General features: G+C 43.9%; 25 protein-coding genes and 1 tRNA gene. 8 read left to right on the forward strand and 18 right to left on the reverse strand.

Annotated features, from left to right (window positions below; translation table 11 throughout):
• Positions 1–20: 20 nt before the first annotated feature.
• The 5 genes from FAI41_04830 to FAI41_04850 form a co-directional block, all read right to left on the reverse strand.
• Entirely contained in the window at positions 21–1,058 is a 1,038-nt protein-coding gene (locus tag FAI41_04830) for a hypothetical protein (GenBank protein QCE32976.1), read from the reverse strand.
• Between the two features lie 207 nt (positions 1,059–1,265).
• On the reverse strand, positions 1,266–1,526 hold the full coding sequence (locus FAI41_04835) for a hypothetical protein (GenBank protein QCE32977.1): 261 nt from the start codon (positions 1,524–1,526) through the stop codon (positions 1,266–1,268).
• A gap of 68 nt (positions 1,527–1,594) precedes the next feature.
• Positions 1,595–2,170: a DUF2076 family protein gene (locus FAI41_04840; GenBank protein QCE32978.1), complete on the reverse strand. Its 576-nt coding sequence runs from the start codon at positions 2,168–2,170 to the stop codon at positions 1,595–1,597.
• Between the two features lie 104 nt (positions 2,171–2,274).
• Positions 2,275–2,910 carry a zeta toxin family protein gene (locus FAI41_04845; protein ID QCE32979.1) on the reverse strand — a complete coding sequence of 212 codons (636 nt, stop codon included), beginning with the start codon at positions 2,908–2,910 and terminating at the stop codon, positions 2,275–2,277.
• A gap of 21 nt (positions 2,911–2,931) precedes the next feature.
• Positions 2,932–3,192 (reverse strand): hypothetical protein, encoded by a 261-nt coding sequence (locus tag FAI41_04850; GenBank protein ID QCE32980.1) that lies wholly within the window; start codon positions 3,190–3,192, stop codon positions 2,932–2,934.
• A 326-nt stretch (positions 3,193–3,518) separates the two neighbouring features.
• Here FAI41_04850 and FAI41_04855 point away from each other — a divergent pair, with 326 nt between their 5' ends.
• A complete protein-coding gene (locus FAI41_04855; GenBank protein QCE32981.1) occupies positions 3,519–4,112 on the forward strand; it encodes a hypothetical protein in 594 nt (197 codons plus the stop codon).
• Between the two features lie 40 nt (positions 4,113–4,152).
• Here FAI41_04855 and FAI41_04860 read toward each other — a convergent pair whose 3' ends face one another.
• On the reverse strand, positions 4,153–5,310 hold the full coding sequence (locus FAI41_04860; protein QCE32982.1) for an iron-containing alcohol dehydrogenase: 1,158 nt from the start codon (positions 5,308–5,310) through the stop codon (positions 4,153–4,155).
• A 329-nt stretch (positions 5,311–5,639) separates the two neighbouring features.
• On the opposite strand from FAI41_04860, the gene FAI41_04865 reads away from it, so the two are divergent.
• Positions 5,640–6,230, forward strand: coding sequence for a hypothetical protein (locus tag FAI41_04865; protein QCE32983.1), 591 nt, complete (start codon positions 5,640–5,642; stop codon positions 6,228–6,230).
• A 3-nt stretch (positions 6,231–6,233) separates the two neighbouring features.
• Here the strand turns inward: FAI41_04865 and FAI41_04870 are convergent, their stop codons facing one another.
• The 5 genes from FAI41_04870 to FAI41_04890 all read right to left on the reverse strand — a co-directional run bounded on the left by FAI41_04870 (position 6,234) and on the right by FAI41_04890 (position 11,618).
• Entirely contained in the window at positions 6,234–8,069 is a 1,836-nt protein-coding gene (locus FAI41_04870) for a TolC family protein (protein ID QCE32984.1), read from the reverse strand.
• Positions 8,066–9,934, reverse strand: coding sequence for a hypothetical protein (locus tag FAI41_04875; protein ID QCE32985.1), 1,869 nt, complete (start codon positions 9,932–9,934; stop codon positions 8,066–8,068). The genes FAI41_04870 and FAI41_04875 overlap by 4 nt, the downstream gene beginning before the upstream one ends.
• Complete coding sequence (mdtN, locus tag FAI41_04880; GenBank protein QCE33786.1) at positions 9,931–11,055, reverse strand: multidrug transporter subunit MdtN; 1,125 nt, start codon at positions 11,053–11,055, stop codon at positions 9,931–9,933. Before mdtN ends, FAI41_04875 begins: the two co-directional genes overlap by 4 nt.
• A gap of 173 nt (positions 11,056–11,228) precedes the next feature.
• Positions 11,229–11,495, reverse strand: coding sequence for a hypothetical protein (locus FAI41_04885; protein QCE32986.1), 267 nt, complete (start codon positions 11,493–11,495; stop codon positions 11,229–11,231).
• Between the two features lie 47 nt (positions 11,496–11,542).
• Positions 11,543–11,618 (reverse strand) — tRNA-Glu (locus FAI41_04890).
• Between the two features lie 151 nt (positions 11,619–11,769).
• On the opposite strand from FAI41_04890, the gene FAI41_04895 reads away from it, so the two are divergent.
• A complete protein-coding gene (locus FAI41_04895; GenBank protein ID QCE32987.1) occupies positions 11,770–13,104 on the forward strand; it encodes a voltage-gated chloride channel protein in 1,335 nt (444 codons plus the stop codon).
• A 194-nt stretch (positions 13,105–13,298) separates the two neighbouring features.
• Positions 13,299–13,811, forward strand: a complete 513-nt coding sequence (locus FAI41_04900; protein QCE32988.1) for a hypothetical protein — start codon at positions 13,299–13,301, stop codon at positions 13,809–13,811.
• Between the two features lie 38 nt (positions 13,812–13,849).
• On the opposite strand, the gene recJ is transcribed toward FAI41_04900, so the two are convergent.
• The 6 genes from recJ to FAI41_04930 all read right to left on the reverse strand — a co-directional run bounded on the left by recJ (position 13,850) and on the right by FAI41_04930 (position 20,345).
• On the reverse strand, positions 13,850–15,688 hold the full coding sequence (gene recJ, locus FAI41_04905) for a single-stranded-DNA-specific exonuclease RecJ (protein QCE33787.1): 1,839 nt from the start codon (positions 15,686–15,688) through the stop codon (positions 13,850–13,852).
• Positions 15,689–15,709: 21 nt separating this feature from the next.
• Complete coding sequence (recA, locus tag FAI41_04910) at positions 15,710–16,846, reverse strand: recombinase RecA (GenBank protein QCE32989.1); 1,137 nt, start codon at positions 16,844–16,846, stop codon at positions 15,710–15,712.
• Between the two features lie 127 nt (positions 16,847–16,973).
• Positions 16,974–18,473 carry a gamma-glutamyltranspeptidase gene (locus tag FAI41_04915; GenBank protein ID QCE32990.1) on the reverse strand — a complete coding sequence of 500 codons (1,500 nt, stop codon included), beginning with the start codon at positions 18,471–18,473 and terminating at the stop codon, positions 16,974–16,976.
• Position 18,474: 1 nt separating this feature from the next.
• Positions 18,475–18,813: a hypothetical protein gene (locus tag FAI41_04920; GenBank protein QCE32991.1), complete on the reverse strand. Its 339-nt coding sequence runs from the start codon at positions 18,811–18,813 to the stop codon at positions 18,475–18,477.
• Between the two features lie 20 nt (positions 18,814–18,833).
• A complete protein-coding gene (locus FAI41_04925) occupies positions 18,834–19,928 on the reverse strand; it encodes a dihydrolipoyllysine succinyltransferase (protein QCE32992.1) in 1,095 nt (364 codons plus the stop codon).
• Positions 19,929–20,000: 72 nt separating this feature from the next.
• On the reverse strand, positions 20,001–20,345 hold the full coding sequence (locus FAI41_04930; GenBank protein QCE32993.1) for a hypothetical protein: 345 nt from the start codon (positions 20,343–20,345) through the stop codon (positions 20,001–20,003).
• Positions 20,346–20,481: 136 nt separating this feature from the next.
• On the opposite strand from FAI41_04930, the gene FAI41_04935 reads away from it, so the two are divergent.
• The 3 genes from FAI41_04935 (at position 20,482) to FAI41_04945 (ending at position 24,169) form a co-directional block, all read left to right on the forward strand.
• A complete protein-coding gene (locus tag FAI41_04935; protein ID QCE32994.1) occupies positions 20,482–21,153 on the forward strand; it encodes a hypothetical protein in 672 nt (223 codons plus the stop codon).
• A gap of 344 nt (positions 21,154–21,497) precedes the next feature.
• Complete coding sequence (rho, locus tag FAI41_04940) at positions 21,498–22,808, forward strand: transcription termination factor Rho (protein ID QCE32995.1); 1,311 nt, start codon at positions 21,498–21,500, stop codon at positions 22,806–22,808.
• 152 nt (positions 22,809–22,960) lie between these two features.
• The gene (locus FAI41_04945; protein ID QCE32996.1) at positions 22,961–24,169 is read left to right on the forward strand and encodes an NAD-dependent formate dehydrogenase; all 1,209 of its coding nucleotides are present in this window, start codon (positions 22,961–22,963) and stop codon (positions 24,167–24,169) included.
• Between the two features lie 265 nt (positions 24,170–24,434).
• Here the strand turns inward: FAI41_04945 and FAI41_04950 are convergent, their stop codons facing one another.
• Positions 24,435–24,905, reverse strand: coding sequence for a methylated-DNA--[protein]-cysteine S-methyltransferase (locus tag FAI41_04950; GenBank protein QCE32997.1), 471 nt, complete (start codon positions 24,903–24,905; stop codon positions 24,435–24,437).
• 60 nt (positions 24,906–24,965) lie between these two features.
• On the opposite strand from FAI41_04950, the gene mnmE reads away from it, so the two are divergent.
• Positions 24,966–26,327: a tRNA uridine-5-carboxymethylaminomethyl(34) synthesis GTPase MnmE gene (gene mnmE, locus FAI41_04955; GenBank protein QCE32998.1), complete on the forward strand. Its 1,362-nt coding sequence runs from the start codon at positions 24,966–24,968 to the stop codon at positions 26,325–26,327.
• The last annotated feature ends 10 nt before the right edge of the window (positions 26,328–26,337 follow it).

The raw sequence follows: 26,337 nt of genomic DNA on the forward strand, positions 1-26,337 counted from the left end.
CTTTGGCAAAGTTCGACAGATTAGGCTCTAACTTCAAATCCATTGCCATCGCCTGCTTTTGCATCTTTGGCAACTGGAAGCTTCAGGGCACGATGTGCCTCCTTTAAACCAAAAACACGAACGAGCCAACGGTCCGCCCCGTCCCAGCGTGTTTGAATATTTTTAGTCCTTGTATGTGTCATAAGCTGATTTCGGAAAATCAGAAAATCACCGGGCAGGAGTAAAAACTCCCGGTCAATCTCTTCACTTTCCAGAATTTTACGAATCTTCGCCTCAACCTCTTTTCCCTCTTCGGTGATGGGATATGCATTATCCAGATCAATGCGGCAAACATAATCTCCCGCTTCATCTTTTCCAAGGAAAGGCATATCTTTTGTCTGCCGTGGCTTATCGTAAGAAGCAGGACGTGAGAAACGAAAATTAGGACGCTGTAAAATCTCAAGGTCTTTTTCTGTAAGACGATTAAGCAAATCAGGTAAAAAAGCGAGACGTGTTGGTGTCTGTGGATCTGTCCGCATACAAAATAAGGAGAGAAAATCCGGGCAGGCAGAAAGGTCTGAAACCGCCTCTCCATCCATTGGCAAATCCGGACAATCCACATGGTGCCCCAAAGCCAAAGCACCATGAGAGCTTTTATTCCTTGAGGAATCCGTTGTCGCAACAATATGACGGAATAATCTTCCTTTATTTTCTGCCTGGTACACTACCGGCTCAATCTTCATCAACTCAAGCAATGAGAGAATATAAAGAGAACTAACAGGAACCTGCCATGGCGGAAGATGCCCCGTAGGTGGCGTTGGCGGCAAAAAAGAATCCATCGGCCCATTATGAATTAACAAAACGCCTGCGTGCTTATCTTGTTGGAATTTTTTAAGCAGTGCGAGCGTTTGATCCTCCAACATCGAGGCAACCGTCTCCGCAAGATGCGGCCCGGGATAATCAAACGCAGAAGCGCCTGCCTGAGAGTGAGAAAAAAATGCAGAAAGTGTTGCTTTTTCCCGCCATGAAAGACGGTGATGCAAAATGCGAAGCGATTCGTGAGCAGATGTTTTTGTCATGCCAAAAGCTAAACCTAATTTCTTTTTTGAGTAAAGACCTTTTTTACAAGATATTTTTAAAAAAACTGGACAAATTCAGTCCTTTTTCCACTTTTTTACCCCTCAAAAAATAAAAGATGAGGCGATCTTTTTCCGACTAGAAAAGAAATGACAGATTGCCTGAAACTGTTAAAAAAAACCTGAATGCTTGCGCCTTCAGGATCTCTTTTAAAAGCTTGCTGTTGGAATAAACTTGACGAGCACAAACCCCAACCAAAAGAAAAGAACAAAAGCGAGGAGCAGAACAGCACACATATGCAGTCTTTGCCAATAAATTGTCCGCTCCATTGCATCAATCTGAAGACGTTTAAGCGCAAGCATTTCCTGCTCATAGACCTGAATATCCTCCCGATGGAGATAAGCTTGACGTGCAATTTCTATTGCTTCGCTTTTTTCTAAATATTCATCACTATCTTTATTCACAGACATTTCTCTTGCCCTTTTCTATCTTTTTTCGACTGAGCGCTCTCCCTGCTTTTGTCTCTTTTTACCTCAACTTATTTCTGCGCTGCCGCCTGTTCTTTGGCGCTATCATTTACTTTACGCAGTTCTTGATGAAGCTGTCCACAAAGCTCTTCAATCCGCGGATTTTTTGCTTCATTTTCTGCTGTGCAAGGATCTCCGGCTTGCTGTGGTAATCCCTGTAATGCGCCATTTCCTGCGCTGCCTGCAACGACAGGAACAGCAGAGGCTTCCTCGCTGATCTGATGTGCTGATGGTTGCGAAGATTTATCATCTGACTTCGCATCTTTGTTCTCACCATGTCCCTCAAAAGCAGAGGAAATTGCATTCCCAGCGACAACACCACCAGCAGTTCCGGCCGCTGTTGTTGCGATTGTTCCTAAAATGCTAGGCTTTGCCGCTGCTGCAACCGGCGGCGCCATCGGTGCTGTTGCGTGCGGTGCCTGCGCATAAGAATGTGGCTGTTGATAGCTTGAATGGGAAGAGGGGCTTGAATAAGAGCTATGATGCCCCCAACTGCCGTGGCCTCTTGCTTGAGCAGAAGGAGATGCAAAGAAACCAAAGCTGAAAACACTGGCGACAATCCCTGCCGCAGCCATTTTTTTAATCATTTTAAACCTATTATTTTTGCCCCTAAAAAGCTTAAGGGGATATCTGAAGCCTAGCCTCTATTTAAGGATGCAAGATGTGTTTTTCAATTCATCCAGAGGAGACTTTAAGAAGCAATCTCTGCTTCAGAGCCCTCTTCAAGACATTCTGGCAAGAGCCATTCCGGTAAAATCTCATTTACAAAAACAGTTTTACCTTTTTTACGAATCAAAATTTTTTGATATTGCCCATCCGTGTTATCAAAAATTTGCGCATCATCACTTAAATGAATCGCCTTTGGCAAATTCGCAACAATTTTAGGAAAACGACGGTAAATCGCCTCTAAAGGAATATCATGTCCCCCCTGATTAACACGTTCCTGCACTCTTTTTCTTGAATGTTCAACCGTTTTTAAACCGATAAAAACCAAAGTGACCTTATAACCCTGTTTTTTAGCTTGGCGCATCAGACGTTCTTCAGGATGTTTTGAAGAAAATGTCGTTTCAATGCCAAAAGTTTTACGTTTTTTAAGAAGTTCCTTACGTGCCGTTAGAGCCATTCTTGAAGAAACATAAGCAACCTTATCCGCTTCAATATTTGGATTTTCTACCCGCAACGTCTCGGCGTAAATATCAGGGTTAATAATCGGGTAGCAATTTCCTGCCCGAATTTCATTGATTGCTGTTGATTTTCCAGCCCCATTCGGACCGGCAAAAATCCAAAGCTCAGGCTTTGCAAAGGGATTCCAGCGTTTCATCTGCATCTCCCCTTACGAAAAATAGCGTCAAAGATAAACAACCAGTTCGCCTTGGGCGAGAGCTTTTTCCGGTGTTGGGCAGACAACACCAAGCTCTTTATGACCATCTGGATATTCCTTTGTTGCAAGACCTGTTTTTCGGTTTGCAAAATAAATTGGCGTCCCTGATTTAAGCCTTTTACGAAGGTGTTTAAATTTCTCGCTCATATCTCTAAGCGCTGTATCCAGACTAAAGATAGATAAATTATCTGATGTCTTAACATCATTCTCTGTCATCACATCTGCCATATGGTGATCCCATTCTTTCTAAACAGGTTTGCTCTTTTTAATTTTCTTTAATTTTTATGCCTAACAGGAAGTTTGCTAGTCTCGTATCACAAATAAAACTCCCCACCTAAAAGTAATATTTTTTGCGATACATAACATATACTATCCTTTAAGACAAATTATGAAGATCTTTACATGCTTTATCTATCAAAAGCTCTTAGTAAAAATTAGTATTGTAGGGAAAAGAAAATCCATCCTGCTCCTACAAGACGCCTATTTATAGTATCCTTTTCCATGTTATTTCTTCTCTATCTCTCAATTCCCAAGGTTTTGTACGCTTTCTTATTATGAAAAACAAAAAACTCTCCAGCTCGTTTTGGGCTTTCTCTTGCGCCGCCCTTATGGGAATCTCTTTTTTTTCCTCTCCCGCAAGGGCTGTCGATTCTGTCTATCTTGGACTCGGAAAAACAAGTTGTAAGGAATTTAGTAAAATTGCGGCCATTGAAACACCGGAAGGGAAAGAAAAATATAAACCTTTCTTAATCTGGGTTTCCGGTGCCGGCACAGGCTATGAAAATGCCTGTCGCTCCATCTATAATAATCAATGTTCGGGTAAGAATCTTGATCTTGGGCGTTTGATGGTCGGTGTACGGGATCAATGCAATATACATCCGACAGATCTCTTAGGAGATGCTGTTACAGAAGCTTGGCGCCTCATTTATTTTACACAGAAATCCATTGAAAAACAGGAAGCAGCAAAAGAACAGACGAAGAAAAACCCTTATAAAAAGAAATATCAACACCCAAAGGCTTCTAAATTACCTACCTCTCCTAAAAAGAATGTAAAACATCCCACAACCAAAAAGCCTATACAAAAGCAAGGAAAGCCACTCAAACAAACGAAATCTTCTCCGACAACGATAAATAAAAAAGCCCCCTAGGAATTCCTAGGGGGCTTTTTTTTCGTTTAAAACATTTACCTTAGAGAGCGAGTGTCAAAATCTCACCAACTTCCTTTGGCGTAATTTTCTGATGCTCACCCAATGCAATTTGTCCATGCTCTTTAAGCTTTTCTTGAACCTGAGGAATAATTTCTTCTCCCAGATCATAATCTTTTAAATGGGTTTTAATGCCCAAACCATTAAAGAATTTTTCAGTTTCTTCAATGGCTGCCTTTGCGGCCTCATCAACATCTTTTGTTGTGATACACCATACACGGCGTGCATATTGCGCTAATTTCTCTTTTTTGACCTCAAACTGATGCTTCCAAAGTGCAATAATCACGACGGCTAAAGTTTGTGCATGATCCAGTCCATAAAGCCCTGTCAACTCATGCCCGATCATATGGCTTGTCCAATCATCCGGCGCACCTGCATCCAATAATCCATTAAGGGCTAACGTTGCGCTCCACATAATATTTGCACGTGCCTCATAATCTTTAGGATTCTCTAAGATTTTAGGGGCTTCTTCCTTTAGGGTATTTAGTAAACCTTCTGCGATACGATCTTGAACCTTCGCATTCGCCGGATAGGTCGCATATTGCTCTAAAATATGTACAAACGCATCCACGATGCCATTAACGCTCTGATGCGGTGGCAGTGTATAGGTAATTTCTGGATCTAAAATAGAAAATTTCGGCAGGACATAAGGGGATTTAAAGTAGAGTTTGTCCTTTGTTGAGGCTTTTGTAACCACAGAGCCATCGTTCATTTCAGAACCTGTTGCCGCCAATGTCAACACGGTACCGATCGGCAATGCGCCTGTGATAACAGCGCCATTGCTTGTCATAATATCCCACGGATCACCTTCGTAAATTGCACCCGCAGCGACCAGCTTCACACCATCAATGACAGAACCACCACCAACAGCTAAAATAAAATCAATTTTTTCTTTTTTACAAATATCAATCGCTTTGCAAAGCGTCTCATAGTGCGGATTTGGCTCAATGCCACCAAATTCAGTAATATGCGATGTTTTTAATGCCGATTTTACACGATCTAGCAAACCTGTTTTTTTAACGCTGCCGCCACCATAAGCCAGCAACAAACGAGCATCAGCTGGAATTTCATCCCCAAGTCTCTTAACCTCATCCCGTCCAAAATGAACTCTTACAGGATTGTGAAATGTAAAATTCTGCATAAATTACGCGGCCTCCGCCTAGAAAATACGACTATTTTATAAAAATTATATTCCTCCACTTTATACCAGCTATTTTATATCCCTATCAATCTCAATTTGAAGTAATGCTTTTTAAGACTTCTTTTCTAAAAAGAAGAATTTTAATTTTTACTTATTGAAAACTTCTCCTACTGTGATTTTTCTGCATCCAAGCAGAGAAAAACCTTAAAAATACTCTAGGTTTCAGTAAAAAATATCTTTATCTTGATCTCAAAAGAAAAAAGACAAATTTTTTAAGTTTGTCTTTTTGCGCATGAGGCGCTTATTCTTTTGGTGGGAGAAATGATTGGATGACTTCTTTTTCAGCTTTTATCGAAAATAAAATCCTCTTAACACGCCCTATTTCTATCTTTTTTCTGTTCACTTTTTCCCTCATCTTACCAGCTTATGCCTATGATGATAGTACCGATGGCTGGACCAATGACCGCATTTACAGCATTTCAAATAATCTTGGCTGGATTGCACGCCACCGCATGAATGGTGCCTGCGGACTTTCATTACTCTCGTACGGCGGGAAAAAAGGCACCGAATTTAAAGCCATACCACTCGAATTTCTCGTTGATAAAAACAGCATTTCTGTCCGCAGTATCAATAGCGTTAAAAACTTAAAATCAGATGATGAGGTAAAGGTTCGGCTACGGCTTGGACAGGCAAAATATCTTCTCCCGATGACGGCTGAAGAAGACCCCAGCATTATCAGTGCAGAACTTGAAGATACACAGCTCAAACTCCTCATTGATCTTTTATACAACTCACAAAGCCTGACGCTTGAATTCCCCAATGACCAAAAGCCTGCCTATTACCCTTTATACGGCATTCATCCGCTCATCCGCTCCCTCAAAGACTGTGTCTATGTAAACGGCTTTACCGATCTGGAATAGTTCTCAATGCGTTTGGAAGTGCCCCATCGGATTAAACTGATTTTCCTGAACATCTTTGCCACTGCCCAAGGAACCTGTTGCAAAGGCGAGGCTTGCCGCAGAAACCAAGGAAGCATAATAGGCATCCCACTTTCCAGTTTCTGCCCGATACAGCTGATTTTGAAGCTCTAACAAACGGGTAACGCTTCCTTCACCAGAACGATAGGCTTCCAACCCGGCATTAAAGCCCAACGTAGCCGCCTCATCCATTCGCTTTGAGGCCGTCCATGTTGAGAGCCCCGTTTTTAAACCATTATGGGCGGAAATAATCTCTCGCATAGCTACATTCTCAATATCTCTTAAACTTTCCTCAGCATTTTTCGCATTATTTTTGGCTTCTTTCAGACGTGCTAAACGCATCCCCCCATCAAAGATAGGCATCGTAATCCCACCAAGAATGGCACCGTCAAAATTTTGTGCGTTAATCCCTGTCTGCGAACTAACACCAGCTCCCCCCTGCTGTCCGGAGAGTCCTAACCCAAGTCCAAAGGTTTGATAGGAGGCGTAACCGCTTGCAAAAATTTTAGGCGCAAAATCACCAATCGCTGCCTGAACACCTTCTTTACTGGCTTTATAACGAGATAAAGCTGCAAGAACATCTGGACGACGTGCCACAGCACCATTCACAATTTCATCTGTCATTTGCAGATCATGGAAATTTAATTCACCTTCTGGTGCCGGCTCAATGCCAACTTGTGTCTGAGGATTTATTCCCATCGCATTCACAAGCGCAAGGTAAGCATCTGAAAGAGATCCTTCTGCTTTGACCACTTCAAGATCTGCTGTTGCAACCGCCGCTTGACTTTGAGCAGAATCAACTGCCGTTGCCTGTCCGTATTTTAAGCGTGCCTGCACAGCCTCATTCACTTCTTTTGTATTTTTGAGCGCAGCCTTTGCCAAAAGTAAATGTTTTTTGGCCGCATTATAAAGATAATAAGTCTCCGCAACGTGATAAATCACACGCTGATGAACACCGGTAAAAGCAACATTCGCTGCCAGAGCCAAATGATGTGTTGCCCGAACGGTTGCATCTCGTCCGTAATCAAACAGGAGCCATGTCATCGTTGCAACTTCACTTTGGATGTCACCGCCGATATGTGTTTTTCCTTCTGCTTGCGGAAGGCCATGTGTCCCTGAAACAAGGGGAATATTTCCGGGAACATTCACAGAAGTATTATACTTCGCATCCCAATGATTTTCCCAATACCCACCAAGCACCGACCCTGTAATCGTTGGCAAATAAGTTGCCTTGGCTATTCCCATTGTCAATGCGGCATTCTTTGCAATATTCCAAGCTTGTTTTGTTTGCGGATTTGAACTTTGGGCAATATCAATCAACTCCATCAGCCCATAATTTTTTTCCGGCGCAACATCAAAACCCGGTGAGCCAGTCTTTTCTGCATCATGGTGCACTTCACTTAGAGACGGCAAAACCCCACTGCCGTCCTGATGTTTCGAGTATTTCTTTTTATCCTTGTTATCTTTTCCCTGTGCATTTGGAAAAGAATATTGCATATCCCCTTTATTGGAAGCACCAGTAGATTTTTTACCACTCTGGTTCTCCTGCTTGCCATTGGCCATATTAATTGCAACAGGGGCTTGTGAGTCACCCTTCCAAATTGGCATTTCTTTCCCTAGCTGTCCCTTACTAGGAATCCATGGACGATTATAATCCTTCGGCGCAAGACGATCCGCAAAATTTGCACAGCCGCTAAACAACAAAATACAAGGAACAAATATTCCTGCAGAAAGAAGATATAAAGAGCGATCAAATGACCTCTTTTTCCAAGTCTTTTTCATATTGGCGCCGGATTGTTCTGGAATTCTTTTGTTCTTGGCGCTTTTCCTGCCATTTCTAGCATCCCGGACTCATCCAAAAGACGCTTTAACACTTCCTTTTGTTTTTGCGCCGACTGCATTCTAGCTTCTGTTGGCGGCAAAAGAAGCGTCTGCATAAGTTTATGAGAGGAATTTAAAGCATTTTCAATCGCTTGCAAACGATGCTCCGCTAATCTTACAGGCGGCACCTCTCTGCGTGAAGATGTCAGGAAATCTTTTGCTTCGCTCATTGCGCCTTGTGCCGCAGATGCCCAAAAAAGGCGCATAACACGATCTTTACTCTCATATTGTCTTTCAAGTGCAGAAAAACATTTTTGAAATAAAGCCGGCAACCGTGTCGCCGAACTCGTTGGCCATAAACGTGTAAAAATAATATAGGTTAAAATCAACCCTACGAAAATACCGATAATCCTGTCTCTGGGTGTTGTCAAATCTAAACTTGGGCCATTTTTTCCCAGCGCAGAAAGTGCAATCACAACGGCAACCTGAAAACCTGCATATGAAAATTTTTCAGGTCCTGTTTTAAACCAAGCTGCCGCCCCTAATCCAATACCCATCAAAAGTAACAACTCTGCAATATTCGTAAAAGTTGGCAAGATAAAAATCATTGCCAGCATGATAAAAACAGCTCCAACGAGCGTACCGGAGATACGTGCTACCTGCTTTGTCAGCATTTGCCCAACTGTTGGCAAACCCACAAGGAAACAGGTAATAACGCAAGTATGAATCCCCTGCCAATTCAAAGCCTGATAGAGACAAATACAAATCCCTACCGTAAACGCCCCCTTTGTTGCAAAACGGTAATTTTCTGCGCTTTGGAGAGCGCCCGGCGCAAAAAAACCTGATTTTGGCGGTTTAGGGAAATCCAGATGATTAATTTCCGAAAAAGAGGCCAATTGCTGTGAAATTTCAAGTAACGCAGGATGTGCCGTTTTTTTAAGTGTTACAAGCGGCGCAAGCGCAATATTTCCCTTTTCAAAAATTTCCGACATTTCCCGCATAATTTTTGCAAGTTTTTGCGTTTCGGAATCATTTTCAACACATTTCCAGCCCATTTCTGAAACGGCCATACGGGACAAAACCAAACAGCTAAACGCATGTAATGTAGCCTGACGCAAGCGATTAAGCAGAAGCGGCTCCCACAATTTTTCAAATGAAGCAAGCTTTACATTTTTCAGCAAAGGCATTGCGCCACCATTTAAAAGCGTTTCACTTTCTTCCCAGCTTCCCTCTTCCTTATGCTGTCCCGTTAGTAAATCCGCAGAAACCCTTAAACGCCATGCAATTTCTTTGCACAAAACCTTTTTCGGGGATGGCGATAAAATGACTCCCCCCAGAATAAGACCACCACATGAGATATAAATTGCCAATAGAAGGTAAAGTAAAACCTCTGTACTCACTTCCCCAATCGGAATACGTCCAATTTCAACCAGCGCATAAGTCATGGCAAAGCCACAAACAGGCCCCAGAAGTAATCCAAGTTTTGAGCCGATTGTCAGAAAGAAAAAAAGGAAGGCAAAGCCAACCTCTGTTATAAATTTTAAACTGTCATTATTAGCACTTACGCTCAGCGTTAAAAAAACAAGTAACACCAAAAGAGTGCAAACAACGATTAAACCGCCGCCAATCGCAATATTTAAAACCCTATTATCTTTCCAAAGAATAATCAGAACAACTGGATAGATATCGACTAAAGGTAAATGGAAACTCTGCCCTATCAAAACCGCAATCAACGTGACAAATGTCATTTCAAGCGTCATACGAAAACGACTAGGCGCTGCCTGAAAAAAAAGGGGATAGCGGCCAGGATAGCGTGAGAAAATCATTTTTCCTCCATTTTTGCGCTCTCCTGTGCTTGCTTGATATTTTCAATATTATGAGCAGGATCGGGCTCTCCTTTACAGGCCCTGCCGCGTCCGATCTCAATCGTTGCCGTAGCACCCATCCTCAAAAGCTCAGGATGCCCTTTAGAAAGTAAAATACGAACCGGAAAACGCTGAGCAATATGCACCCAATCCATCGTCTGCTGCAAATGCGGCACAGAAAAAGGCAGCGTTATCGAACTCGAAACCGCAACACCATGTCCGATTGAAACAACCGTTCCTCTCATTGGAATATGACGATTAATCATCGAATAAACTGTCGCACATTCTCCCTCTTTAATATGCGAAAGCTCTATTTCCCGGATATTGGCCTGCGCATACCATTTTTCATCCGATACCAACGTAAAAAGTGGCATACCGGGGCCAAGCACCTCTCCCTGCTTTACCTCCAAAGAGGTAATATAGCCTGAGACAGAGGCATAAAGTTCTGTTTGAGAAAGCTGATATTTTGCCTGCGCCAAGGCAGCCTCTGCGGCTTGAAGATTTGCCTCCGCCATATGTCGATCCGTTACAGCACTTTTCGCTCCTAAACTCGCACTTCTCGCACGAGAAAGTTCTGCTTCGGCCTGTGCTAAACCTGTTAATGCCGTATCATATTCCTGTGTTGAAATATAATTCTTGCCGGCTAAAGGACGTAAACGGTCAACTGTTCTCTGCGCAAGGTTGCGACGCTCCAAAGCGGCGACTTCTGTTGCTCTGGTCTGAGAAACCGTTGAATTTTGAACATTAATATCCCGCTGATTTTGCTCTAAAGCCGCTTTTGAAAAGGCAATATGCGCCTCTGCCTGCTGAACCCCAATGGCATAAGGTGTCGGATCAATCTTATAAAGAAGCTGTCCAGCAACCACATGCTGATTCACTTCAATCGGTAGATCTACTAAACGTCCGCCAACCGTTGTCGCTGCATGGACGACTTCTGCATCAATAGATCCACTTTCTGTTGCAGGATAGCGTGAAGTGCGCCAATTCACCCAAAATGCCATGGAAAGTGCAATACTTGCAAAAATAGCGCCTACCGCAATTTTTAAAATCTTATCCTTTTTTCCGCCTTTAGCGGTCGAAATGCTACTGACCTTATCATTGTCTGCATGCTGATCTGCGTTTTCACCACTAGATTTTTTATCCAACCCATCCGTATCCAGACCTAATCCAATATTTTCATCTTGTCTTTTTTTCTGTGTTTGATGGTTATCAATCGCTGAATCTTTGGGTTCTGTTTCTTTATGCTGATCCAAGTCTACTCTCCGAACCACAGCAGCCAACACGTTAGCCCAACGATAGTTCCCAAAGACAGATAAACAAAAAAGCGGTCTGTTAAAGGATTATCCCAGCCGAGTTTAAGAAATAAAACTCTAAAAAGAACAATACTTAAACCGCCAATAAAAAGGCAAATCAGCCATCCTGGGAAGTACGCCCCCACAATTGGGAAACTCGGCGCACCCCGACAAGCGCAACCTGCCAGTAAAATAAATAATGGAATTTTTTTTAAAAGCCTAAAATTCATTTAACGAAGGTACAACCTTTTCCAAAACTGAAATGAATTTTTAGATATGGCGTCTCCTACGGGATTCGAACCCGTGTTGCCGCCGTGAGAGGGCGGTGTCCTAGGCCTCTAGACGAAGGAGACACAAAAAGCCAATTCCCTATCTTTTACAGAGTTCTTTGATTAAAGGTCAAGTCTATTTTAAAAGGTGACGAAGAGGGAGGTTTTCTCTTATGTTAAAAAACCATACGATATTTCCAAGTTTTAAGCTCTTCCACCTCTTTATAAAAAACCTATGCCCATGCAAAATCATAAAAAATTAAGATTTTATTCCGTTATTCAATCCAAATCACTCCTCCCACTTGATCCTAAATTCTACGCTGATCTTGTTCTGTGGATTTTTCTTCTAACCCCAATTGCTGTTATTGCCGGGGTAACATGTGCGCTCTTTATGTTAGTCCTAGAGCATTCCATCAATTTTCGTTTTCACCATGAATGGATTATTTATTTTCTGCCGCTTGCGGGTATGCTTGTCGCGCTCCTAAATACAGGCATTGACCGTGCCTTTAATCACCTTGAACACCGAACTGGAGAGATTCACTTTTTGGTGAATGTTTTTAGCAGTCTTATAAAAGTTCCCTTGGCTTTTTTCTCAGCGGTTATGAGCAATCTTTTTGGTGCTTCTGTCGGACGTGAGGGAACTGCCCTGCAAATGTCTGCAAATTTTGCAGATGCTTTAGCCCGCTTATTCCAAATGGAAAAGCACAAACGGAAATTGCTGGTTTTTGCCGGTGTTTCTGCAGGATTTGGGGCTATTTTTGGGACACCTGTTGCCGGTATGCTCTTTGTCGTTGAGGTCACAGCCTTTGCTGGAACTTTAAGCTACCGCTCTTTACTTCCTTGTATGTACGCCTCAATGCTTTCGGATACAGCCTGCGGTGTTATTACTGATTTTCTTCATATTAAACGCCTTAACCAAGCCATTTCTGAACAGCCTCTTTTTGCTGGCGATTGGCATTTCAATGGTCAAAACCCTATTCTTTTACTTAAGATTTTTCTTGCAGCCGTTATATTCGGTATTATTGGCCGCATTTATATGAGCGGCATTGATGTTAGCCGTCAGACTTTTGAAAAAATCTGCAAAACGCCCTATCTCCGTCCTGCGATTGGCGGAATCATAACGCTCCTCCTTGTTTTCATTTGCGGCTCAAAAGACTATCTTGGCTTAGGCGTGATCTCCTCCCACCCGCCAACTGGCGCTTCTGTCATTGATTTTTTTGCTGGCGGCGATTTCGGCCTTTCATGGTTTTGGAAACTTGCTTTTACCCTTGTCGCCATTGGCGCTGGATTTCGAGGCGGAAATGTAACCCCAATGTTCTTTATTGGTTCTGCTCTCGGTTGTATTTTAGGGCCTCTGTTAGATCCTGCGGCGGCGCCACTCTTTACCGGCATTGGTTTTGTCTGCGTCTTCTGTGCCGCACTCAAAACCCCCATCACGGCAACAATCATTGCCGCTGAAGTTTTTGGAACAGCCAACCTTGCTTATTATGCCTTCGCCTGCGTGATTGCCTTTGCGGTTTCTGGACCTGTAGATCGCCGTCCAAAATGGCTCGAAAAAATGCTAGGTTAATTTGCTTTTTCAGGAGATCGCTTTCCCAAGAGAATATGCGCTATTTTCATCACATTATGACAAAATTACCGCCCCCTAAAAGCGATAGACTATTTTCTTCAATAAAAGGCTTTATATTTCTTTTTAATCAACGATTTGCTGGATTTTCATCTTAAGATCGTTGTCTCCGAAAAAATAAATTAGGATTTTAAGTTATGAAAAAAATTGCACTCAGCATTCTATCTGCTGCTGTTTTAGTCGGTTGCGTTGATGCCAGACACGTTCAAGATCCTCAAGGCAAAGATTATCTGCACATCAAATGCTCTAGCCTAAACACGATGAAACCTGTCACAGCAAAATGCCAAGCCCGCGCAACAAAAGAATGCCCAGGCGGTTACCTTGTTATCCATAATGCCATGTCACCTTTTTCTAACGAAAACAGCATGATCCTAAGCTGTGATCGTAATCCAGAAGATGCTGCAAAGAATTTTTCCAGATATACAGCTTTTGGTTCTGCGCTAAACGTTGACTCTGCTACACCATACAGAGGCACCTACGCAGACCTTAAAATCAACAGCTCTGAAATTCCTGCTGCTGCACCTCAAAACGTCACAACAGAAACAGCTGTGACAACAGACAAAGAAGTCGTAGCAAATAAAAACGGTCAAAAAGAAACTGTTACAAAAACAACAAAAGTTTCTAAAAAAGAGAAAAAAGCCAATCATTAAGATGGCAAAAGAGAGTGTCCTAGGACACTCTCTTTATTTCAGGCAACGTTTTTAGCCTCAGCACAATCTTCAATAAAGAAAGTCGTATTTTTTCGGCCTTGCCACTCTTCCGCCCGTAAACGCCCTGCTACCTGAATCAAAGGACGGGCAGTATTTTCAAGAAGATGGCCAAATTCTGTATTTTCTACCCGAAAAACAAGGCCTTTGATTTGGCCCTGACCCAAATCATCTTCTAAAGTCACCCGCAAGGTATTCTTATCTTTTCCAATACGTTGAAAATATTTTACACGTACATTGGAAATCGCTAAGTAAGGCTCTTCATTTCCCGGCCCGAATGGCGCCAATTTTGCAATTTCATCTGCATTATGCACATTTGCCCCGGCTGCACTGATAACAGCATCAATCACCAGATCTGCACGTTTTGGGGCATTTTTAGCTTCTTTTAGGGCCTCATCTAAAAACTCTTCAAAAGCATCGCCTTGCTCTGGATGAAGTGCAAAACCCGCCGCCATTGCATGCCCACCGCCACCTAGAAGAATTTTCTTTTGAGCCGCTAAAATAACAGCCTGCCCAACATCCAAACCCTGAATAGAACGTGCAGAGCCTTTAATAATCCCTGTCTCTTTATCCATTGCTCCAATAAAAACAGGTCGGTTAAACTTCTCTTTAATCCGCCCGGCGACAATACCGACAACACCCGGATGCCAATCTTGTGTGTAAAGAAAAACGACATTATGGCCATTTAAAAGCTTCTGCTCTGCCGCTTTCATCGCTTCTTGAAGAATATGGCCTTCAACTTCTTGGCGTTTCGCATTTGTCTGATCTAATTCTCTGGCAAGCGGCAAAGCATCCGGATAATTTTTTGACAAAAGTAAATCTATTCCGAGCGTACTTTTGCCGATACGGCCGCCGGCATTGATCCGAGGCCCTAGGGAAAAACCACAAGCAATTGAATGGCCCAGTTTTTTCAAACCGGCGACCTCTCCCAAAGCAGCCAAGCCCGGACGCTTTCCCTGCTCTAAGACTTTCAATCCCTGCCCAACAAAGGCACGGTTAACCCCTCTTAACTGCATCACATCGCAAATCGTTGCCAAAGCCACAATATCTAAATAAGAAAGTAAATCAGGGCCTGTCTCTTTTTTACCCTGTGCATTTTTACCAAAAAAATCTTTGTGAATAAGCGCCCGCCGCAAAGCAACAAGCATGAGAAAGGCAACGCCCGTTGCGCATAAATGCCCTTGCCCCGATGTGCAGTCCAAACGGTTTGGATTCACGACAATGGCCGCAGGCAAAAGATGCCCGTCCGGCTTATGGTGGTCCAAAACGATCAGATCACAGCGTTCCGCAAAAGGATTTAAAATGTCATGTGCTGTCGTTCCACAATCTGTACAAATCACAAGACTTGCCCCTTTATCGGCAAGTGCATTTAAAGCCTCTGAATTAGGCCCATACCCTTCTTTCATACGATCAGGAATATGGGGAAAAACGGTTAAACCAAGATCACGGAGATATTGCGTTAAAAGCGCAGAACTGCATGCGCCATCAACATCATAATCACCAAAAATACCAATGATTTCACCCGAAATGACGGCTTTTGAAAGCCTTTCTGCGGCCTCATCCATTGCCTTAAGATCCGAGGGGTTGGGCAAATGCCGCCTTAGAGAAGCGTCTAAAAAAGCCTCCACCCCCTCCGGTAAAACATGACGCCCCAGCAAAACACGACAAGCAATATCACCTAAGCCGCTTTCTCTCGACATCACAGCAATCAAACGCTCAATCCCAGCGCCCTCTACGAGCGAAGCCTCTCGCCATAGCCACGCACGACCAGAAGCGCTTTCCGATACACCCAAAACATTGGGTGTATTTTCAGATGGTATTGCTTTTGACATTTTTACAGCTTAGTCAGCGCTATCAAAAACATCAGCGGAGTCATCATCATGTGCTGATCCGGAATTTTCCATTTCATTATCGATAATCTCTTCGATCAAGCCGGATTGTTCCCTAATCTTAGCCTCGATTTCCGCCGCCATTTCAGGATGCTCTTTCAGATAGCGTTTGGAATTTTCTTTTCCCTGTCCAATACGCACAGAATCATAAGAGAACCACGCACCAGACTTATCAACAATATTTGCTTTAACGCCTAGATCAAGAAGCTCTCCAAGCTTACTAATACCTTCGCCGTAAATAATTTCAAATTCAACCTGTTTAAAAGGCGGTGCCATTTTATTTTTAACGACTTTGATACGGGTTTGATTACCTAAAATCTCATCCTTATCCTTGATGGCGCCAATACGACGAATGTCTAAACGAATCGAAGAATAGAATTTTAAAGCATTCCCACCCGCTGTGGTTTCTGGATTACCAAACATGACACCAATTTTCATGCGGATCTGATTAAGAAAAATCACAGTTGTATGAGAACGGTTAATTGTCCCGGTAAGCTTACGTAACGCCTGACTCATTAAACGTGCTTGCAAACCGACATGGGAATCTCCCATATCCCCTTCAAGCTCCGCCTTTGGCACAAGGGCGGCCACAGAATCAACAACAATCAAATCAACAGCAGCAGAACGCACGAGCGTATCGGTAATTTCCAAAGCCTGCTCACCCGTATCAGGCTGGCTTAGGAGAAGATCATCGACATCCACCCCTAATTTGCGCGCATAGCCGGGATCCAAGGCATGTTCCGCATCAATAAAGGCAGCGGTTCCGCCCAGTTTTTGCGCTTCTGCAAGAATATGCAGTGCTAAAGTGGTTTTACCAGAACTTTCAGGGCCATAAATTTCAATGATGCGGCCCCGAGGAACCCCGCCAATACCGAGAGCAATATCCAGCCCTAGCGATCCTGTTGAAATAGCTTCAATTTCCCGGTTAGGCTGGTCGCCCATACGCATAATAGACTCTTTGCCGAAAGAGCGCTCAATCTGCCCTAAAGCATTCTCTAGCGCACGTTTTTTCTCGGCCTTAGCCCGGTCATCTGCGCCAGAGGCGCCCGAAGCGTTACTTGATCGGGATTTTGCAGGGGCCTTTGCCATAATTTCTCCAAAAAATTCAATTTTTTTACGGGGCTAAATTAAAAATAACCCAAAATTCTTCTCTTCTAAATGTGCCGTCTTCAGCTCAAAAAACAAGAGCTAAAAAAAATAAGTTTCCGATAATAGGCTAATGCTGAAATTCACGACTGCGTTGACGAATTGCCAAACCGGAAACATTCTCGGCAACACCACGGCAATCTGCCAGTTCTGCACTGCCGCAAAAAATAGCATTGCCTGCCTCTTCTGGAGAGGGACGTTCTTTTTGCGGCGGTGCCTTGATCGACATTTCTGCTGGATGGGCCATAAAAGCAGCGAGATGATCCGCTAAAGAAGTCGAGGCTGCAGCTTGCCCTGTTGCTGTTGCAATCGCCTGCGGATTTCCCTGCTTTGAGAAAATCATCCCTGCCGCATAAAGCGGTGCCGGTCGGCTTTCTGGAGAAGTGCCAATCACAACGCCACTACGCCCAGCCATACGCCCGGTTCCAAAAAGATTTCCTGCACTCAAAACACAAGCAACCTGCATCCCTTTTTCATCCCGTGCCAAAACAGAGCTGGATGCGGGCAGTGGTGGCAATGAAAAACGCTCTGACGAAAGCGGACTATTCATAAAATCCTTTGGCGAGAGCGGCTGACCATTTTCATCCAAATAACGCCACAAAGCCGCAGCCTGCTCGGCTGCTCCCTCTTTTTTCAAAGCAATGGCCGCCGCCATACCCCCATCTGTTGGCGGCGGTAAAAAAATCCCCCGCCACGCATGACCTGTCGTTGCTGGAAGATCAACCTCAATGGGGCTTACCTCTGTTGGCAAACTGCTCCGCAACGCCTCTCGTATAAGACCACCGCCTGCTTTATTAACCCCCTCAACATAGCTATCACCTAAAGAACCGCCGTACAGATCCCCGATCCCCTGCTTTTCAATCTGTTCTAAAAACCCTCCGAGCTGACGTTGGATAAGGCTGTCTCCTACCTTAAGCGGCTGAACCTCCCCTTTTTCATTCACCCCCTTTCCAAAAGCTGCCCGCATACCAGGGTCTGCAAATAAAGGGGTTTTAACAGCTTCTAAATCTTTTGCCAGCTGACTGCTGACCCGAATACCACGCTGTGCAAAACGACGTGCCGCAATCACATCATCAGAAAAAACCACCGATCCGAAACGATCCTGCATCAAATAAAGACCACGTGCCAACATCGGGACACTGGCCGGACGCTCCGGAGGAACCGTAGGCTTCTCTTCCCCTCCGCTGCGTGGCAGAAAAAGGAAAGCGTGGTATTCTTTATCTTTCGCAAGCAGGCACGCACCGCCCCCGCCAAAAGACGCTCTGGAAGGTAAGGTAACAGCCATCGCCAAAGAAGCCGCCACAGCGGCATCCACGGCATTTCCCCCTCTGGCCAAGACATCACGCCCAGCGATCGAAGCTTGCGGCTCATCCGCAACCACAATTCCCTCAACTGGAAGGGTCGAAGTTGTCTTTCCAAAAAGGGAGTGAAGAACATGCGAGCCGGGCTCTTTCGCTTCCTGATTCCGCACCTGAGGCGTCACGTATTTTTCACAACCTGAAAGACTCAGACCTGCTAGGAAAATGCAAAAAATCGAAAAAGATTTAGAGGAGGAAAACGCAAATCTCATCTTAGGTATCTGCCAATTTACACGCGATAAGTTCAATCGGAATAATCAATAGGAGTGAAACCAGCACGGCCCATTGCGGTTGCAAAAAAGACCAAGTGAGATGACGAAACATATAAAAAAGTAAACCGCCTAAAAAAGAACCGGCAACAAAACTCGGAATAGCATGCGGCCACTGCCATTGACGAATATCACGCTCAAAATAAAAGCGAAAAGAGCCAATTTTATGATTGGGTAAGTGACGTACCGTATCCAGCCTTCCCCAAGGCAATAAGATGACAAATCCCATCCCTCCGACGAAAGCTAAAAGAAAATATCCCCCCAAAACAATAAAGGCGTACACTACGCTTCCTCCATTATGCCTTAAACATCGAGCAAAAGACGGGCCGGGTCCTCAACAAGTTCTTTCACGGTTTTCAGAAAACTTACCCCCTCCCTTCCATCGACCAGGCGATGGTCATAAGAAAGCGCCGCATACATCATCGGACGGATAACGACTTGCCCTGCAACAGCAACAGGACGTTCTTTGACCGCATGAAGACCCAAAACGCCAGATTGTTTTGGACTTAGCAGGGGGGTGGATAAAAGAGAGCCGAAAATCCCGCCATTTGTAATCGTAAAGCTTGCTCCTGCAAGATCCTCACGAAGCAAACGTGCCTCACGGGCTCTTTTTGCAAAATCAGCAACTTGCTGTTCAATATTGGCAAAGCTTAAAGATTCAGCCTCTTGAATAACCGGCACGACTAACCCTTTATCCGTTGTCACGGCAATCCCAAGATTGGCATGGCGTCGGTAAACGGCCTCATCGCCCTCAATATAAGCATTTAACACAGGAAAACGGATAAGGGCTCTTGCAACAGCACCCGCAAAAAAAGACATAAAACCGAGTTTGGTGCCGCCATGCATTTCTGTGAAATCTTTTTGATAACGCTTACGGAGCGCAATCACCTCGCTCATGTCAATTTCGGTAAATGTCGTTAAGACAGCCGCTTGATTTTGAATTTCTTTTAAATTACGCGCAACAGCTTGGCGTAACGGCGTGAGCTTTAAACGTCTTTCTTCGCCACTCGGTAAAGAGATTTCACTTTCTGGCGGTATTGAGGACGAAGAGATTTTCTGAGATACATTTTTAGAAATCTCTGTTGGTTTAGGCGTAAATTGAGATGTGGAAGGTGCTTTTTTTTCCTTTGAAATTTCTAATTGCCCTAAGGATTGACCTGATTTCACTTCGGAGCCTGCGGGGAGGGGGGAGAATAAAATGCCACGCTCAGGTGCTGGAACCTCAAGACTGATCTTATCCGTTTCCAATTCTAAGATCGGCTCGCCGGCTTCAATGATCTCTCCCTCTTTCAAGAGCCATCTTGCAAGAAGAGCGGTTTCAACTGTTTCCCCTAAAGGCGGAACAATAATATCAATTTTTTGTGTCAATTTTGATTTTTTCTCTGCCTGTTTTGCCATTTTCAATTCCATCCGCTCACTTGTGCGCCATCATCCTTAATATGTTAGAATAAGGAGCGCCTAAAAGAAACGCTACATCCGCTCCAAGGAGAACAAAACAGGGCGTAGTTTTCCACGTGCAATAGATACTCTTGCAAAAACAATCCAAGAAACCGGGGCAATAAGACCAAGAAGTAATGCCGCAAAAATCATGTAAATGGCAATATTTGATGAAGAAGCACTTCCCAGAAAACAAAAAGCAGCAAACCATATACTAATCCAGTCAACTTCGAGCAAAACAAATAGAATAAAGATTGGCAGCTGACGGTATTTTCCCTGAGGTGCAAGAGAAAACAGAACAAACATTGCTGCGGCAACAATCCATCCAACGAGTGCGGATATTCCGCAGGCCATTACTAAGATAACTAATTGATCCATCTCTCACACCTTAAAGTTAAAGTTTTAAGAATAAAATATCCCCTTATTATAAAACATTTTTATCCCTTGCGCTTTTCTTTTTTCCCTGTTTTGTTAAGGACCTCTTTTTCTTTCCTGACTTAAGAACACCCATGTCATGCTTTCCTCTTTAACCCCTCTTATTCCCTTTACCATTTTCTGGATTGGCTGTGTTTTTGTCCCAGGCTTAGACTTTGTCTTTGTCTCCCGCACAGCTGCCATGCAGGGACGTATGGCCGGCATTATGGCCTCCCTTGGAGTTTCCGTTGGAAGTACCGTCTGGGGCATTGCTGGTTATTTTGGCATTCATGCCCTTTTTGTTCTTGAACCCAATCTTTTTCTTGGTATGAAAATGGCCGGTGGCCTCTACCTCATCTGGGTTGGAAGCAAGCTTCTGCGTGGCCAAGGACATGATACAGGATTACAAGGAACCTCTAACAAGGAAGTTCTCCGACTTAGTAATGTTTTTTGGGCCGGCGTTTTATGTGATCTTTCAAATCCAAAAACCCTTGTTTTTATCTCTTCGCTCTTTGCCAGCGCCTTTCCTTCTAATGCCAGTACTTTTCTTGGACTCTGTGCGATTTTAATGATTTTCTTCTCAACCTTTATCATTATGGGACTGATTGCCGCTTGCTTAGCAGCACCGATTGTCTCAACATGGTTTTGGCGTCAAAGACTCCTCATAGACCGAGGAGCTGGCATTATTTTTATCATTCTCGGTGCTGGTTTCGTTCTTGAAACGCTTCCACACCCTTCCCTTGCCACCTTCATGACAAAATTTATTTTATAATTTCTTTCTTTCAAGATTTGACCTGCCGCAAAAAATATCTTATCAATTTTTGTAACAAGAGAGATTTCTCTTGAAACAGTGAGGGGGGCAGTCTTTTTCCTCTCTTTCTTTACATCACGCTCTAAAACTTGATGGATCGTTACTTTGGCTTGCGCTATCCTAGTGTACTGCCATTTTTCAAAGCTCAAATTCTTTCGAAAAAATCTCGCTTTGCTTATTGCTAAATCTTTCCAGAATTTTTCTTATATTTTTGCCTATGTTGCTGACCAATGACGCATCATCTGCCATACAGTCACATATCCGATCCTCTATGAGAGCTATATTTTTTAATTTGAGAAAAACGAATGCATCTTGCTGAACTGAAGACAAAGAAAGCCTCTGAACTCATTTTGATGGCAGAAGAGCTTGAAATTGAAAATGCCTCCAATCTGCGCCAGCAGGATCTTACCTTCGCTATTTTAAAGGCTTTGGCAGATGATGAGCAGGCCGTTTTTGGGGATGGAACCCTTGAAATCATGCCAGACGGTTTCGGTTTTTTACGCTCCTCCACAGCCAACTATCTTCCTGGTGCGAACGATATCTATATCTCTCCTCAGCAGATTAGAAAATTCGGCCTTCGCCCCGGTGATACGATTGAAGGTGAACTTAAAGCCCCTGGAGAAAACGAACGTTATTTCAGCGTTGAAAAACTTACAGCCATCAATTTTTCAGAACCTGAAAAAGCACGACACCGCGTTAATTTCGACAATTTAACCCCCCTTTATCCTGACCAGCAGCTTCGATTAGAAGTGCCCCTGATTGAAGAAAAAGAAAAAAGAACCACCGCCGTTTCTAAAAACGGTAAAGGTAAAAAAGACAATAAAGATTATACAGCCCGTGTGATTGACCTTGTTGCCCCTATCGGTATGGGACAACGTGCCCTCATTGTTGCGCCGCCACGGACAGGTAAAACCGTGATGTTGCAATCTATTGCACAATCCATCACGATCAATAATCCCGATGTTTCTCTTATCGTGCTTCTCATTGACGAACGTCCTGAAGAAGTCACTGATATGGCACGCTCCGTGCGGGGGGAAGTCGTTTCCTCCACCTTTGATGAGCCGGCAAAGCGCCATGTTGAAGTAGCCGAAATGGTCATGGAAAAGGCAAAGCGCCTTGTTGAAAATGGCCGTGATGTTGTGATCTTACTTGATTCCATCACCCGCCTCGCCAGAGCCTATAATACGGTTGTGCCTTCTTCGGGAAAAGTTTTAACAGGGGGTGTGGATGCCAATGCGCTCCAACGTCCAAAACGCTTCTTTGGTGCAGCACGTAATATCGAAGCCGGCGGCTCATTGACGATTATTGCCACCGCTTTAATTGAAACAGGCTCACGCATGGATGAGGTCATTTTTGAAGAGTTTAAAGGAACGGGCAACTCCGAACTTGTTCTTGATCGGAAACTCTCTGATAAACGTACCTTCCCTGCGATTGACATTATTAAATCAGGCACACGTAAGGAAGAACTTCTCGTTGACCGTGCCGAGCTTTCGAAAATGTGGGTCTTACGCCGCTTGCTTTCAACAATGGGAGCACAAGAAGGCATGGACTTCCTGCTTGATAAATTACGCTACAGCAAATCCAATGCCGATTTTTTCGAAGCGATGAATAATTAGTATTTCCTCATCCTAAAAAGTCACAATAAAAGCTTAAGGCAAAATGCCTTAAGCTTTTATTTTATCTAAGCGCTTCTTTTTCATTCCCAGCATACCAATATCTATGACACTGGAAAGAAAACTTTCCGACAAAATATAAAAGGTATGCAGTTATGGCGAAAATATTATGCGTTCTCTATCCAGATCCTCAAGCAGGCTATCCACCGCAATATATCCGTGAGCTGCAGCCCTCTCTCAAAGGGCCTTATGCAAACGAGCTTTTGAATCTGCCAGAGAAAATCCGACCTACGGAAAGTCTCCTTGAACATCAAGAAGCACTCTATAAGCATTTTGTGAAAGAGCAGGATAACCAACTCCTTGGATGCGTTTCCGGTAAGCTTGGACTAGAAAAATGGTGCCATGAAAATGGACACGAACTCATCGTCATTTCCAATAAAGATGGCAAGAATTCTGATTTCGATAAATATCTGCCAGAAGCGGATATCGTCATTTCACAACCTTTTTGGCCGGCCTATCTGACAAAAGAACGCTTGCAAAAAGCCAAAAATCTTAAACTTGCGATCACGGCAGGCATTGGTTCTGACCATGTGGATCTCAAAGCCGCTTCGGAAAGAAATGTCTCCGTCGTTGAGGCTACAGGCTCCAACTCTATCTCTGTGGCCGAACATATTGTCATGATGACCCTTTCACTCGTTCGGAACTACTTGCCATCACACGCTTTAGCCGTGAATGGGGTCTGGAATATCGCCGATTGCGTTTCCCGCAGCTACGATATTGCCAATATGCGTTTTGGCGCTGTCGGTGCCGGACGTATTGGATTCGCTGTTCTTAAACGCCTTAAAGCCTTTGATTGCGAACTCCATTACACCCAACGAACCCGCTTGCCAGAAGACGTTGAAAAGGAATATGGCCTGATCTTTCACAAGACGCCCGAAGATATGGCACCGCATGTGGATATTATAAGTGCGCACCTACCGCTTTATCCGGCAACACGGCATTTGTTTAACGAGAAACTCTTCTCCAAGATGAATCGTGGCACTTACCTGATTAACTGCTCACGTGGTGAATTGGTGGATATGGATGCGTTAGCAAAAGCGCAAAAAGAAGGCAAAATTGCCGCTTATGCTGGCGATGTCTGGTTCCCTCAGCCGGCACCGGCAGACCATCCTTGGCGGACAATGCCCTTTAACGGTATGACACCGCACATGTCTGGAACTTCTTTAACGGCACAAGCCCGTTATACGTCCATCACGCATGAAATCCTTAAAAATTTTCTCACGGATAAGCCTATCCCTGAAGATTATTACATCGTTAAAGGACATGAACTCAGCGGCACAGGCGCAAAGTCCTATCAGCTCTGATTCAAATAACTTTTCAAAACAAAAACCGGCTTCTTAGAGGCCGGTTTTTTTTGCTTTAAAATAGCTATTTTTGAATCGAAAAGAGGCATTAGATTCTCTTCTTTTCAACAGGAGCCTTTTCTCTGTGGCAACGAGGGCGATACAAAAATCTCCCTCCTTGAAGATGAGCAAAAAAGAAAGATAGCCATATTCTGGTTAAATATTTAACTTCCACAATACGACATACGCCCCAATGCCACTTCTCTTATTCCTTTAAAAGAGACTTTTACTGATTCAAGAAATGCTTTTCTAAATTCAAAAGAAATTCTTTATTTTCCGAGCCGCCAAAGGAATATTCCCCAACCCTACCATTTTTCGGCAAAACACGGTGGCAAGGAATTAAAATAGGTAAAGGATTAGCCCCCGTTGCGTTTCCAACAGCCCTTGGCGATGTTTTTAATTTTTCCGCAATCTCACCGTAAGTTATTGTCTCTCCATAAGGAATCTTGGCAATTTCTTTCCAAACATTTTTTTGAAAAGCCGTTCCAAAAGGCACAAGCTTAAGGTCAGAGAAATCTTTACACTTACCGTCAAAATAATCTTGCAAAGCATTTTCTGCCCTGCTTAAAACAGCATTTCCTGTCTCCTGATCTCGTCCCCATCCTTCGTCAACGGAAACAATGCCCATTCCCTCACCAAAATCATCTGCGCTGAGCGTGATTTCCCCAATCGGGCTATGAAAAGATTTCTGTCCCATCTTTATTTCCTTTATGCTTAGGCTCTGTTTTTAAATTCACTCTTTCTTTAAAATAGCCTCATGTCCTTAGAAATAAATAGCCACTCCTCTTTAAAAAACGCCAAAGAAATTATTTTTGCCCTTGCCAGCGGCGGCGGTGCCCTACGCCAACCAATCGCCGTTATGCGAGTCAGTGGCAAACATTGCGGCGATCTTCTTGAAAAAATCGCCGGCAAGCTTCCGGCTCCCCGTATGGCAAGTCTGCGAACCTTAATCTACCAAGAGGAAACGCTAGATCAGGCTTTGATTCTCTGGATGCCCGGCCCAAATTCTTACACAGGGGAAGATAGTTTTGAATTGCATCTTCATGGCGCTTCTGCCGTTATTGAAGCTGTGGGAGAAGCCTTAAGCCAATTAGGTGCGCGCCCTGCGGAAGCTGGCGAATTTACAAAAAGAGCCCTCCATAACGGCAAAATGGATCTTTTACAGGCAGAGGCTGTGTGTGATTTAGTGGAGGCAGAAAGTGCAGCACAACGCCGCCAAGCACTTGGGCAAGTGGAAGGCGGATTAAGCAGACTTTCTAACCAATGGCAAAGCCAGATGACCCAACTTCTTGCGCAGTTGGAAGCACAAGCAGATTTTCCTGAAGATACCGAAAACGAGATCGGAGAAAATCCAATAATCAAGGAGATTCAGGCGCTTCTTACCGAAATCCAGTCACATCTTTCAAATCGATCCGGCGAGATTCTCAGAGAAGGCCTTACCATTGTGCTTGCAGGTGCGCCCAATGCTGGAAAATCAAGTCTTTTAAATGCTTTGGCAGAACGTGAGGCGGCCATTGTCGCACCGATCGCCGGCACCACCCGTGATGCCATTTCCTTAGATTGGACTTTAAATGGTGTTAAAACACGCCTTGTGGATACGGCAGGTCTACGTGAAACAGAAGATATAATCGAGCAAGAAGGGGTTAAACGTGCGAAAAACTGGCTCCGTCAAGCAGATATTATTCTCTATCTGATTGCCCCTGATGAAAAAGCACCAGATTTTTCCGAATTTCCAAAAGAAGCTGTCCTCATCCCTGTCTATAGTAAATCCGATCTTTCCAAAGCACTGAAAAATGAGAATGGTATTGCTTTAAGCGTCAAATCTCCCGAAGGGCTTAAGCCACTTAAAGAAAAACTAGAAGAACTTATTCTAAAGCTTTGCGGTAAAAAACCCGGTAATATGGCCGCGCTTACCCGTCCACGACACCGTCATGCCTTGGGCCAAGCTTCTCACCATTTGGAAGCAGCCTTAGACGAGGCGCTCCCAATGGAACTTCGAGCCGAAGAAATGCGCCTTGCTTTGCAAGAGATGGGCAGATTATCGGGGAAGATCGGCGGCAGATTAGATCCTGAAAAAATCTTGGATAAAATCTTTAGTGCATTTTGTATTGGGAAATAGGCATCTCCTT

It is taken from the genome of Acetobacteraceae bacterium (genome assembly GCA_004843165.1).
In the GTDB taxonomy this organism is placed as follows: Bacteria; Pseudomonadota; Alphaproteobacteria; order Acetobacterales; family Acetobacteraceae.

Coding starts and splice junctions, on each gene's coding strand:
- FAI41_04830 (QCE32976.1), bottom strand. CDS start 1,058: ATGACAAAAACATCTGCTCACGAATCGCTTCGCATTTTGCATCACCGT.
- FAI41_04835 (QCE32977.1), bottom strand. CDS start 1,526: ATGTCTGTGAATAAAGATAGTGATGAATATTTAGAAAAAAGCGAAGCA.
- FAI41_04840 (QCE32978.1), bottom strand. CDS start 2,170: ATGATTAAAAAAATGGCTGCGGCAGGGATTGTCGCCAGTGTTTTCAGC.
- FAI41_04845 (QCE32979.1), bottom strand. CDS start 2,910: ATGCAGATGAAACGCTGGAATCCCTTTGCAAAGCCTGAGCTTTGGATT.
- FAI41_04850 (QCE32980.1), bottom strand. CDS start 3,192: ATGGCAGATGTGATGACAGAGAATGATGTTAAGACATCAGATAATTTA.
- FAI41_04855 (QCE32981.1), top strand. CDS start 3,519: ATGAAAAACAAAAAACTCTCCAGCTCGTTTTGGGCTTTCTCTTGCGCC.
- FAI41_04860 (QCE32982.1), bottom strand. CDS start 5,310: ATGCAGAATTTTACATTTCACAATCCTGTAAGAGTTCATTTTGGACGG.
- FAI41_04865 (QCE32983.1), top strand. CDS start 5,640: ATGACTTCTTTTTCAGCTTTTATCGAAAATAAAATCCTCTTAACACGC.
- FAI41_04870 (QCE32984.1), bottom strand. CDS start 8,069: ATGAAAAAGACTTGGAAAAAGAGGTCATTTGATCGCTCTTTATATCTT.
- FAI41_04875 (QCE32985.1), bottom strand. CDS start 9,934: ATGATTTTCTCACGCTATCCTGGCCGCTATCCCCTTTTTTTTCAGGCA.
- FAI41_04885 (QCE32986.1), bottom strand. CDS start 11,495: ATGAATTTTAGGCTTTTAAAAAAAATTCCATTATTTATTTTACTGGCA.
- FAI41_04895 (QCE32987.1), top strand. CDS start 11,770: ATGCCCATGCAAAATCATAAAAAATTAAGATTTTATTCCGTTATTCAA.
- FAI41_04900 (QCE32988.1), top strand. CDS start 13,299: ATGAAAAAAATTGCACTCAGCATTCTATCTGCTGCTGTTTTAGTCGGT.
- recA (QCE32989.1), bottom strand. CDS start 16,846: ATGGCAAAGGCCCCTGCAAAATCCCGATCAAGTAACGCTTCGGGCGCC.
- FAI41_04915 (QCE32990.1), bottom strand. CDS start 18,473: ATGAGATTTGCGTTTTCCTCCTCTAAATCTTTTTCGATTTTTTGCATT.
- FAI41_04925 (QCE32992.1), bottom strand. CDS start 19,928: ATGGCAAAACAGGCAGAGAAAAAATCAAAATTGACACAAAAAATTGAT.
- FAI41_04930 (QCE32993.1), bottom strand. CDS start 20,345: ATGGATCAATTAGTTATCTTAGTAATGGCCTGCGGAATATCCGCACTC.
- FAI41_04935 (QCE32994.1), top strand. CDS start 20,482: ATGCTTTCCTCTTTAACCCCTCTTATTCCCTTTACCATTTTCTGGATT.
- rho (QCE32995.1), top strand. CDS start 21,498: ATGCATCTTGCTGAACTGAAGACAAAGAAAGCCTCTGAACTCATTTTG.
- FAI41_04945 (QCE32996.1), top strand. CDS start 22,961: ATGGCGAAAATATTATGCGTTCTCTATCCAGATCCTCAAGCAGGCTAT.
- FAI41_04950 (QCE32997.1), bottom strand. CDS start 24,905: ATGGGACAGAAATCTTTTCATAGCCCGATTGGGGAAATCACGCTCAGC.
- mnmE (QCE32998.1), top strand. CDS start 24,966: ATGTCCTTAGAAATAAATAGCCACTCCTCTTTAAAAAACGCCAAAGAA.